Annotated in this window: 8 protein-coding genes; 4 read left to right on the forward strand and 4 right to left on the reverse strand. The window is 73.1% G+C overall.

Features of this window, described 5'->3' with window-relative positions:
• Window positions 1-49 precede the first annotated feature (49 nt).
• Window positions 50-2,065 carry a serine/threonine-protein kinase gene (locus FMEAI12_RS39550; protein WP_304598640.1) on the reverse strand — a complete coding sequence of 672 codons (2,016 nt, stop codon included), beginning with the start codon at window positions 2,063-2,065 and terminating at the stop codon, window positions 50-52.
• Between the two features lie 222 nt (window positions 2,066-2,287).
• On the opposite strand from FMEAI12_RS39550, the gene FMEAI12_RS31230 reads away from it, so the two are divergent.
• Window positions 2,288-2,764: a VOC family protein gene (locus FMEAI12_RS31230; protein ID WP_112108841.1), complete on the forward strand. Its 477-nt coding sequence runs from the start codon at window positions 2,288-2,290 to the stop codon at window positions 2,762-2,764.
• A 248-nt stretch (window positions 2,765-3,012) separates the two neighbouring features.
• On the forward strand, window positions 3,013-4,272 hold the full coding sequence (locus tag FMEAI12_RS31235; protein ID WP_112108842.1) for an acyl-CoA dehydrogenase family protein: 1,260 nt from the start codon (window positions 3,013-3,015) through the stop codon (window positions 4,270-4,272).
• Between the two features lie 40 nt (window positions 4,273-4,312).
• Here FMEAI12_RS31235 and FMEAI12_RS31240 read toward each other — a convergent pair whose 3' ends face one another.
• Window positions 4,313-6,097 carry an ABC-F family ATP-binding cassette domain-containing protein gene (locus tag FMEAI12_RS31240; RefSeq protein ID WP_112108843.1) on the reverse strand — a complete coding sequence of 595 codons (1,785 nt, stop codon included), beginning with the start codon at window positions 6,095-6,097 and terminating at the stop codon, window positions 4,313-4,315.
• 333 nt (window positions 6,098-6,430) lie between these two features.
• Here FMEAI12_RS31240 and FMEAI12_RS31245 point away from each other — a divergent pair, with 333 nt between their 5' ends.
• Both FMEAI12_RS31245 and FMEAI12_RS31250 read left to right on the forward strand, forming a co-directional pair.
• A complete protein-coding gene (locus FMEAI12_RS31245) occupies window positions 6,431-7,027 on the forward strand; it encodes a dihydrofolate reductase family protein (RefSeq protein ID WP_112108844.1) in 597 nt (198 codons plus the stop codon).
• 35 nt (window positions 7,028-7,062) lie between these two features.
• Window positions 7,063-7,725, forward strand: a complete 663-nt coding sequence (locus FMEAI12_RS31250; RefSeq protein ID WP_112108845.1) for a YdcF family protein — start codon at window positions 7,063-7,065, stop codon at window positions 7,723-7,725.
• A gap of 152 nt (window positions 7,726-7,877) precedes the next feature.
• Here FMEAI12_RS31250 and FMEAI12_RS31255 read toward each other — a convergent pair whose 3' ends face one another.
• On the reverse strand, window positions 7,878-9,605 hold the full coding sequence (locus FMEAI12_RS31255) for an AAA family ATPase (protein WP_112108846.1): 1,728 nt from the start codon (window positions 9,603-9,605) through the stop codon (window positions 7,878-7,880).
• Window positions 9,606-10,375: 770 nt separating this feature from the next.
• A partial coding sequence (locus tag FMEAI12_RS31260; RefSeq protein WP_146776810.1) for a LuxR C-terminal-related transcriptional regulator occupies window positions 10,376-10,513 on the reverse strand: 138 nt, incomplete at its 5' end.

Genomic DNA, 10,513 nt, shown 5'->3' on the forward strand with positions numbered 1-10,513 from the left:
GCCCGCGCCGCCGGTCGCGCCTCGGCGATCGGCCGCGGCGCGGCGGCGGTCAGGGCCCGGGGCGGAAGGTCGCGGTGATGGTGCGGATCAGCTCGAGCTGGTCCTGCCACTGGGCCTCGGGCACCCGCCAGAACAGCGCGTAGCCGTGCCCGTTGCGGACCACACCGAAGTCCAGGACGTGCACCGTCTGCCCGCCTGAGGTGAGGGTGAACTCCCACACCGCGGACGTCGTCCCGTCCGCCCCGTCCGACGGGCGGATCGAGACCAGCTGGTAGCCGGCGGTGGTGCGCCGGGTGCCGGGCTCGAGCTCGTGCCACGCGCCGATCGAGGACGGGCCGGCGACGTCCCGCGTCTCGACGAGCAGATTCGGGTAGCCCCCGGGAGCCGTGAAGGTCTCGCGGTCCCCGTCACGGCGCGATCGGGCCCACTGCGGCGGGACGGCGAGCGACCACCCGGCCGCGCCACGGTACGTCTCGAGCCCGGCCGGCGCCGGCGCGGGCGCGGTGTCGTCCGGGATCACCGTGCCGAGCCTGTCCAGCGACGGCACGCCGCCCGAACCGCCCTGACCCGGCGTCGCCGACGCCGGGCTGGTGCCGCCCGGAGTGGCGGAGGTTCCCGGTGTCACGGCCTGCCCACCGGTCGGGCTGGTCGACGCGCCCGCGGACGGCCCGCCGGTACCCGCGGGTGTGGCCGGGGCGCTGGTACCTGACGCCAGGCCGGCCGACGGGGTGTCCGAACCGCCGGTCAGGGCCAGCCCGAGCCCGACCCCGCCCGCGGCGAGCAGCAGGGCGACGACCATCGCCAGCAGCACCACCCGACGGCGCCGTTCCGGCGCGGCCGCGGCCCCGCCGACGCGCGCACCCGCGGCTGGATCCGGCCCCGGCCCTGGATCGGCACCTGGACTCGGCCGCGGTCCTGGGCCAGCGTCTGAGGATCCGGTCCGGGCGGCGGGGCCGGTACCGAAGGTGAAGCCGGCACGCGGGCCCGTCCGCGGTCCGGTGCCGGCCCCACGGCCCGCTGCTCTGCCGCTGCCGCTGCCGCTGCCGGCGCCGGCGCTGTTGCCGGATCCGAGGTCGTCGCCGAGCCCGAGATCGGCGTCCTCCTCGGCTTCCGCCGGCCCGGGTAGGGGCGCGTCCGGCCGGTCGCCGACGTCGGCGTCGAGCAGCGCGTCGGCCTCCGCGTCGAACACGGCGGTCGGATGCGGCTCGGCGGTGGCCGCGATCCGCCGCAGCTGCGCCCGGGCCTGCGCCAGCGACGGGCGCCGCGCCGGATCGGGATCGAGCAGCTGGTCGATGACGTCCTGCAACGGGCCCGCGTGCCGGTAAGGACGGCGCCGATCCTGGATGATGGCCGCCAGCGTCGCCAGGGCGCCCTCACCCGCGTACGGCGCCTCGCCCTCCACCGCGGTGAACAGCGTGGCGCCCAGGCCCCACACGTCACCGGGCACGCCCACCCGCGCGCCGCGGGCCCGCTCGGGCGGGATGTAGGCAGGCGAGCCGACCACCATCCCCGTGCTGGTCAGGGTCGCGTCGCCCTCGCTGACGGCGATGCCGAAGTCGGTGAGTCGGGCCTGCCCGTCCGCGGTCAGCAGCACGTTGCCCGGTTTGACGTCCCGGTGCACGACCCCGGCGCGGTGCGCCGCCTCCAGCGCGTAGGCCAGGCTCACCCCGATGCGCGCCACCCACGCCGGCGCGAGCCGGCCCGACGCACGGATCTCCTCTGCCAGCGACCGGCCGTCGACCAGCTCCATGACGATCCACGGCGAATCCTCGGCGTCGATGACGTCGTAGACGGCCACCAGACCGGGATGGCGCAGCCGCGCCGCCGCGCGCGCCTCGCGCAGCACCCGCTCGCCGATGATCTCCCGCTCGGTCTCGGAGGCGAGCGGCGGCAGGCGCACCTGCTTGATGGCGACCGGCCGGCGCAGGAGCATGTCCTCGCCCTCGCGGACGATTCCCGCCCCGCCGCTGCCGAGCACGCGGCCCAGCCGGTACCGGCCGGCCAGCCGGCGCTCCCGGCCCGCGGCTCGGTCGCTCTGCATTGGTTGCTCCGCCTTCTCCGGCACGACCGAATTCTCCCCGTACTACCCGCCACACGAGCCCGAAACCGCCGCAACGGACACGCGACAGCCGAGCCCGCCGCAAAAACCCCTGCCAGGCCCGTAGGGAGAACGTCCCGCCGCGCCGATGAGTTCACGCACGCCCGCCGGTCCTACCACCGGCAGGCCAGACTGCCGGACCCGGGCGTCCACGACCAGCGGGCGTCACGACCAGTGGAGGAAACAGCGATGCCGAAGACGATTCCCTGCCTGTGGTTCGACACCGACGCCGAGGAGGCCGCCGCGCTCTACGTCTCCGTCTTCCCGAACTCGGCCATCACCGGCGTCACCCGCTACGGGCCGGGCATGCACCGACCCGAGGGCCTGGCCCTGACCGTCTCCTTCACCCTCGACGGGCAGGAATACGTCGCGCTCAACGGCGGACCGGAGTTCACCTTCTCCGAGGCGATCTCGTTCCAGATCCCCTGCGCCGACCAGGCCGAGGTGGATCACTACTGGAACGCCCTCACCGACGGCGGCGGCAAGGAAAGCCAGTGCGGCTGGCTCACCGACCGTTTCGGCCTGTCCTGGCAGGTCGTCCCCACCCGGCTGACCGAACTGGTCGGTGACCCCGACCCGGAGCGCGCCCAGCGCGCCACCCAGGCGATGCTCACCATGGGGAAGATCGACATCGCCGCGATCGAGCGCGCCGCCGACGGCCGGTAGCCGGGCGGCCCCGTCGCGGAGCACGCCGGCCGGGTCCCCACAAGGGGACCAAGGCCGGCGGGCCCGGCCACCTTCACCCCCGCGAACAGGCCACAGGAGAGCCGCACACACGGCACTATTTCCTTTCAGCCGTCGATCCTACGGAAGATTCCCTACCATCAGATCGTGGATGCGGATCTGCCCCAGCGCGCGGCCCCGGCCGGATGTCCACTCCAGCGACGAGCGCGACACGAAGGCGGCCGGTAACGATGACCACCCTCCCCCAGGCCCACGCCGAGGAGACCGAGCAGTGGCTGACCCGGGTCGAGAAGGTCACCGGCCTGCTCGCCGAGCACCGGTCCCGGGCCGAGGAGGACCGCGCCACCTCCCCGGAGGTCATCGACGCGTTGCGGGAGCAGGGCTTCCACCGGATGTGGGTGTCCCGCGCGTTCGGCGGCGCGGGGGTGAGTCTGCGCACCGGATCGGCGGTGCTGCAGGCGATCGCGCGCACCGACCCGTCCGCCGCCTGGCAGATGGGCGTGCAGGGCGCGATCGGGCGCATCTCCGACTACCTGTCCGACCAGGCCGCCTGCCGCATCTTCTGCAGCAGCCACGGGCTCGTCGTCGGCGGCATCAACCCGACCGGCCAGGCGGTGCCGGTACCCGGCGGGTACCGGCTCCGGGGCCGCTGGTCGTTCGCCAGCGGCGCCACCCACGCCGACTGGCTCGTCGCCAGCGCGGTCGTCACCGGCGGCTGCGCCCAGACGTCCACGAACACCCCGGCGCGCAGGTCGACACCCGCGCACGCCCCGACCCAGGTTCCGGCCCAGGCCCAGGTTCCGGGTAGCGCCCCGACGGGGAGCGCACCGATCCGGATGCTGTGCGTCCCGCGCGGCGCCGCCACCTTCACCGACGACTGGCACGCGCTGGGCCTGCGCGGCACCGGCAGCGGGACCTTCACCGTGGACAACATCGTCGTCCCCGAAAGCCAGACCGTCGACGGCTCGCTGCTGCGGCGGCCACCCACCGCACGAAAGTCCCGGGGTTACGCCGTCGCCTACTACGACTTCGCGCCGTTCACCACCGCCTCCACCGCGCTCGGCATCGCCCAGGACGCACTGCGCGCCTTCCGCCAGCTCGCCCTCCAGACCGTTCCCGCCCGCGCGACCGAGACCCTCGCCGGCGGCCACACCGTGCAGGCCACGTTCGCCCGTGCCACCGCGCTCGTCCGCGCCAGCCGGCTGATGCTCGAGGACGCCGCCGACCAGGCGACGGAGCGCGGCGAGAACGGCGGCGACGATCTGAGCGGGGTGATCCGGCTCGCCGCGGCCGCCGTCGGCGAGAACTGCGTCCAGGCCGTCACCATGCTGCACACCGCGGCCGGCGCGAGCGCGCTGCGCTCCGGCGGGGACCTCGACCGCTGCTTCCGCGACGTCCACACCGCGGCCCGCCACATCACCCTCGCCGCGACGAACTTCGAGATGGTCGGCGCGCACCTGTTCGGGGACACACTGCTCATGCGCCGCTGACGTCCCCATCCGCCGCTGGCGCCGCTGCCTGCCGCCACCGTCACCCGGCCGGGGTCAGCCTCAGCTCGCGGCCGGGCCACCGGGAGCGCAGCCAGCGGTCGTGGCTGGCGACCACGATGGCGCCCGGGCCGCCGCCCAGCGCCTCCTCCAGCTCGTCGGCGAGTGCCGGCGAGAGATGGTTGGTGGGCTCGTCGAGCAGCAGCAGCTCGGGTGGGTCCGCCACCAGCAGCGCCAGCGCGAGCCTGCGCCGCTGCCCGACCGACAGCTCCCCCACCCGCGTGCCGAGGTCACGCGGGGCCAGCAGGCCGAGCGAGGCCAGCGGCACCGCCGCGGCCCGCTCGGGTCCCAGCGCGAGCGTGTAGACGTCCCGCGCGGTGCGGTCCGGCCGGGCGAAGACCGTGTCCTGCGCCAGCAGGCCGACCCGCAGCCCACGCCGCCGCAGCACCTCCCCCGTCACGCCGGTCGTACCGGGAACACCGGGAACACCACCGGGTGTCGGGTCGGACGGGTCGAGCGCGGGGCCGGCCTGCTCGAAGCGGCCTGCCAGGACCGCCAGCAGCGTCGACTTGCCCGCGCCGTTGGGACCGGTGAGCAGCAGGCGGTCCGTCACCGTCACGTCGAGACGGTCGAGGACGAGGCGGCCGGGAACACGCACCCCCCGCAACGACACGATGGTCCCCTGCCCCGGACCCGCCTGGACCGGGACGCCCGCCGACGGCAGGGCAGCGGACGGAGAGGCGGACGGCTCGGCGACGAGCGCGCCGACCCTGAACCGCAGCGGCCGCGGTGGCCGCCGGACCTGCTCCCGCTCCAGGTCACCGAGCCGGCGGGCGGCGTTGCGCACGCGCCGCGACACCTGGTCCTGCACCCGGCCGGCGGTGCGGCCGTAGTTCATCTTCTCGTTGTCGCGACGCGGGCGGTTGTGCGCGACCTGGCGGGCGGTCACCGCGACCGCGTGCCGCAGCGCCGCCAGCTCCTCCTGCTCCTCGGCGAACCGGCGCTCCCAGCGCTCCCGCTCCAGGCGCCGCGCCTGCTGGTACTCGGTGTAGGCACCCCCGTAGCGGGTCGGGCCGCCCAGCGCGGGATCGAGGTCGATCAGGTCGGTGCACACCGCGTCCAGGAAAGTCCGGTCATGGCTCGCCGCGATCACGACCCCGGGCAGAGCCCGCAGCTGCTCCTCCAGGAACGCCGCGGCGTCATCGTCAAGATGGTTTGTGGGCTCGTCCAGCAGCACCGCGGCGGGCCGGCGAACCAGCAGCGCACCGAGCGCGAGCCGGCCGCGCTGCCCGCCCGAGAGTGAGCCGAGCGCGCGGTCGGCCGGAACCCGCGCGAGACCGAGGCCGGCAAGGACGATCTCGGCATGCCGGTCCGCGTCCCAGGCCGCATGCTCCTCGACCCGGTCGAGACACGCGGAGTACGCGGCGAGCAGGTCGGCCGGGGCCGTGCCGCTGTCGGTCGACTCGCCGTCGGCCGGGCCACCAGGGGCGGAGTCGCCGGCGGCGAGCGCGCTGGTCAGCCGGTCGAGCTCGGCGAGATCCGCGCGGGCTTCGCGCAGGGCGTCGTCGAGCACGTGACGGATGGTCACGGCGGGGTCGAAGGGCATCTCCTGGTGGAGGAACCCCAGCTCCACGGGCCGGACGACGGAGCCGCCGTCCGGCTCGTCCACCCCGGCCAACAGGCGCAGCAGCGTGGACTTGCCGGCGCCGTTCTCCCCGATCAGTCCGATCCGCTGACCGGGAACGGCCGTGAGGGAGACGCCGTCGAGAACCCTGCGCCCACCGAGCACGCGGACGAGGTCATGGGCGGACAGAGCTGTTGCGGGCATGCGACACCACCAGAGCGGCTGGTCTCCTCCGCCCGCCGGGCAGTGCCTCAGATGCAGTGCATCCAGATTCGGCAGTGGCCTCAGGCGCGGGCGCGGGTGGGGTCAGTGCCTCATGACGAAACGACCGTACCCCACGCCGGCCGGGTCGCCCAGAGGTTTTGTGGCGGCCCCGTGCTCTCCCCAGGCCGTGGCTTCTCAAGATCGGAAAGGCGAAGCCGAGACGTCAACGCCGTTGACTATCTTGACTCGGAACCGCACCGGTAGGGTCGTGCGTCGGGCCGGCCGCCTGACCGTGACCGCCGCCGGTTCCCCGATTCCGAGGAGTGTGGTGTCGTGCGGAAGCTGGTCTATCTCGTCGCCTCCACCGTCGACGGATTCGTCGCGGGCCCGGACGGTGCCGACCCGACCGGACCCGGCGGATTCTGGCCGGTGCCGCAGGACTACCTCGAGCACCTCGTCGCCGAATACCCGGAGACCCTGCCCGGCCCGGCGCGCGCGGCCCTCGGGGTAACCGCCCCGGGAACCCACTTCGACACTGTTCTGGAAGGCCGGCGCAGCTACGAGACCGGCCTGCGGGCCGGCGTGACGAACGCCTTCCCGCACCTTCGCCACCTGGTCTTCTCCCGAACCCTGACCACCAGCCCGGACCCGGGTGTCGAGCTGGTCGCCACCGACCCGGTCACGACAGCGCAGGAGCTGAAGAGGCAGGACGGCAAGGACGTCTGGCTCGTCGGTGGAGGAACACTCGCCGGCGTCCTCTACCCGGAGATCGACGAGCTGGTCGTAAAGCTGGGCCCGTTGACCCTCGGCACCGGAATTCCACTGTTCTCCGGCGCCGCCCCGTTCGATCCCAAGCGCTGGGAGCTGGCCGACCACACCGCCCTGAAAAGCGGCGCGCTTTTCCTCACCTACCGTCGGCCGTCCACATAATCGGGACGCGAACCTTTCGACATCACAGACGGCTCATGCCCCCCGACGCATCGCTGCCCACCATGCTGCGGAGCCCGGTCGACGTGCTCTGGAACTACCACGACATGCACCACGACCCCCACCCCACCGACGTCGGCGTGGGCCTGGGCAGCCACGACCTCAGCGTCGCGACCTGCACCGCCACCCTCTACCACCAGGGCCTGTTCCCCCAGATCGTGTTCACCGGCGCGAACGCCCCCACCACCATCGGCACATTCCCCCGCGGTGAAGCGGTCCACTACCGCGAACACGCACTGTCCCTCAACGTCCCCGACTCCGCCATCCTCACCGAAACCACCGCCCGCAACACCGGCGAGAACATCACCCGAACCCGCGACCTCCTCACCACCCACGGCATGACACCCAGCTCCGTCACGCTCATCTCGCGGCCCTACCAGCAGCGCCGCGCCTACGCCACCTGCCGCAGACTCTGGCCCGACGTCACCGTCCGCTGCGCATCCCAACCAGCCACCCTCGACGACTACGTCGCCAGCATCGGCAACACCGACCGCGTCATCTCCATGCTCGTCGGAGACACCCAACGCATCTGGCTCTACGCCGAACGCGGACACGCCATCCCCCAACCCGTCCCCGACGACGTCCACAACGCATACCGCGAACTCGTCGCAGCCGGCTACACCAGCCGCCTCATCGCCTGACCTTCGAGCCAGAGCGGCAGCATCAGACAGATCTGCAGCAAAAGGACCGGGAGGCATAGGCCAGTGGCGGGTGGGTGCGTCCATAGGCCCACTCACCCGCCACACATCACCTCGCCCGGCCGAGAGGGGGCTGGCGAGGCGGATGGGGTGGGCTAGTTGATCAGAAGGTGCGCGGCGGTGACTGCGTGTTCGACTGGGGCGGAGGTGTCGATGTCGTGTGCGTCGGGCCACGGATCGGTGCGGGTGGCCATGTCCAGGTAGATCCACTCGTCGGGGGCCAGGGCGTTGGCCGGGTCGGCGCGGTGCCCGGTGGTGGCACCACCCGCGACGGCGCCGATCGGTGCCCCTCCGATCGGCGCGACGCCCGCCGGAGCGGAACGGGTCGCGGTCGAGTGGACCGGACCGGACCGGTCCACGGTGGAGCCGAGTGCGATGGGGACGGTCGCGCGGTCGGCGATGCGGGCGACCGCGACCCGGGGCGGGACCACGCACCGCAGCTGCATCAGGTCGGCGTCGCACTCCGCCGCCAGCTCGGCGGCCCGTGCGCGCACCCGCCGCGAGGACCAGGAGGCATCGATCACGACGCTCCTCCCTCTTTCGAGCGCGTGGCGGGCCCGCGTGAGCACCTCCACGTAGCTGTGCTCGGTCGCGTCCGCGCCGTAGCACCCCGCCGCGGGCTCCGTCCCGGCCGAATCGGAGGCGGAGGTGGAGTCGGACTCGGGGGCGGTCGCGCCCGCTCCGACCGGCTCGCCGCGGACGGCGGCCGAGCTCAGCAGCACCCAGTCATCCTCGCCGGAGACGAGATGGCTGGCCAGTGTCGACTTGCCGGTGCCGGGCAGGCCGCCGACCAGGACGAGCCGGGGACGGCCGCGCCGCAGGTGGCGTAGCGCGATGTCGGTGAGCCGGCGGGCCTCGTCGGCGGCGGCCGGGTCACCCTGGTGGTCGCGGACGCAGGCGGTCTTGGCGCGGACGACCGCCCGGTAGGCGATGTAGAGGTCCTCCAGCGACGTTGGATGGGTCTCGCCCGAGAACTCACGGTAGGCGTCGAGGAACGTCCGGGCCGCGGTGGCGTTGCCGAGCCGTTCGAGGTCCATCGCGAGGGAGGCTGCGTCGCCGAGGACGTCACCGGCCCGCAGCGCGGGGTCGACGTCGACGCAGTTGAGGACCCGCGGGCCGTCGTTCAGGCAGTAGATGTCGTCGGCGAGCAGGTCGCCGTGGCCGTCGCGGATCCGGCCGGCGGCCTGGCGCTCCGCGAGCAGTGGGCCCCGGCCGGTCAGGTAGCGCAGCGCGAGCCGGCCGATCTCGTCGACGGTGGCGGCGTCGAGGATCCGGCCGCGGAACGGCGCGAGGCCGTCCATCGCCTCCAGCCAGAGTGCCTCCAACGCGCACAGACCACCGGTGCGGGTGCTCTCGGGCGTGGTCTCGCACCCTTCGTGGAACGCCACGAGCCGCTGGGCGAGCCCACGCAGCTCGCCGGAGACGTCGGCTGTCATCAGCGCGGAGAGCCGGCGGTCGGCCGGCAGCCGTCGCATGACGACCATGTGGTCGCGCAGTGCCCCGGTCTCGTCCCGGATGTCGGCCACGCCGAGGTACACGTCCGGGGCGAGGCGCCGGTTGAGCCGTACCTCGTCCTCGCAGGCGATCAGCCGGGCCCGGCGGGAGCGGTGGTCCACGAAACCGTGGTTGACCGCCCGGCGCAGCTTGTACGCGCGGTCCTCGGTGAGAAAGACCACGGCGGTGGGAGTCTGCACGGTCTCGCGGCTGTCGAGACGGATTTCCCGGGCCGCCTGCTCCCGGACGGGCGCAGGGCCCGGGATTTCCGACGGCGCGGGGCGGACCTCGGTGTCCTGCCCTGGAAAGGCGTCCTTCTGCACGAACATCTACGTCTCCAGACCGTGTTCTGGACGATTCCTGTTCGGTTTCACCCGCCGCCGCGCGACCGAATCGCCGGCACCGCTGATCGACGCCGCGGATCAAGCCGAGGATCGAGGATCGTGGACGACGGATCGCCATCCGCGGGGCGCCCCACGCACAGAGCCCGGCCACACCGTTGAACGGAAAGCCGGGCAGCGAACGAAGGAAGAGGCCGCGGCGGAGAATCACCCGGAATTCAATCCGGGCGAATAAAATGGCGCGACCGGGCCAAACAGCGGTGTTCAAACACCGGCCGATCCGGCTCCGGTTCGAGCGGCCCGCGGAAATCCGCGGGCCGCGATCCCACCGCCTCGTCCTACGAGCCGAAGAGCTCGCGCGCCGGCGCTGTCGGGAAAAGACCGGGGGGCCGGCGGGCCGTACGATGCCGGTGTCGATCGACGAGTCCAGACATGGAGATCATCCTCCTTGGTCCGTTTCCCTGTTCCCGTTACGATCCTCCATTCGTCCCGCGTCGTCAGGTGACTTCAGGGTCCCGTTCTCACCCGACCTGCTGCCCTGTTCTCAGGGGCCGTTCGGATCGGTCCAGCGCGCTCCGGGCCGTCCGGGCCGGGGGGTGGACCTACCGGTGGTATCGCCGTCCATGCAGGTCCGAGGCCTCGAACCGGGGTGCGCACCGGGCCGGGGCGGACCTGCCGACCGGCACCGGCGGACGATCGCCCGCGCGGCAACCAGGCAGCCGAGGAACGCGCAGACGGCGACGTACTCCCACAGTCGCCTACTCCCCACTCTGCTTCATCAGGTAGACGGCGGCCTGCGTACGGCTCGCCAGGCCGAGCTTCTCCAGAATGCTCGACACGTAGTTCTTCACCGTCTTCTCCGACAACCCCAGCCGTGTGCCGATCTGCCGGTTCGT

It is taken from the genome of Parafrankia sp. Ea1.12, assembly GCF_900465275.1.
GTDB classification, from domain to species: Bacteria; Actinomycetota; Actinomycetes; order Frankiales; family Frankiaceae; genus Parafrankia; species Parafrankia soli.

Bases quoted from the DNA above. Each gene is read 5' to 3' on its own strand.
- FMEAI12_RS31235 (WP_112108842.1), top strand. From the start codon at position 3,013: ATGACCACCCTCCCCCAGGCCCACGCCGAGGAGACCGAGCAGTGGCTG.
- FMEAI12_RS31240 (WP_112108843.1), bottom strand. From the start codon at position 6,097: ATGCCCGCAACAGCTCTGTCCGCCCATGACCTCGTCCGCGTGCTCGGT.
- FMEAI12_RS31250 (WP_112108845.1), top strand. From the start codon at position 7,063: ATGCCCCCCGACGCATCGCTGCCCACCATGCTGCGGAGCCCGGTCGAC.
- FMEAI12_RS31230 (WP_112108841.1), top strand. From the start codon at position 2,288: ATGCCGAAGACGATTCCCTGCCTGTGGTTCGACACCGACGCCGAGGAG.
- FMEAI12_RS31255 (WP_112108846.1), bottom strand. From the start codon at position 9,605: ATGTTCGTGCAGAAGGACGCCTTTCCAGGGCAGGACACCGAGGTCCGC.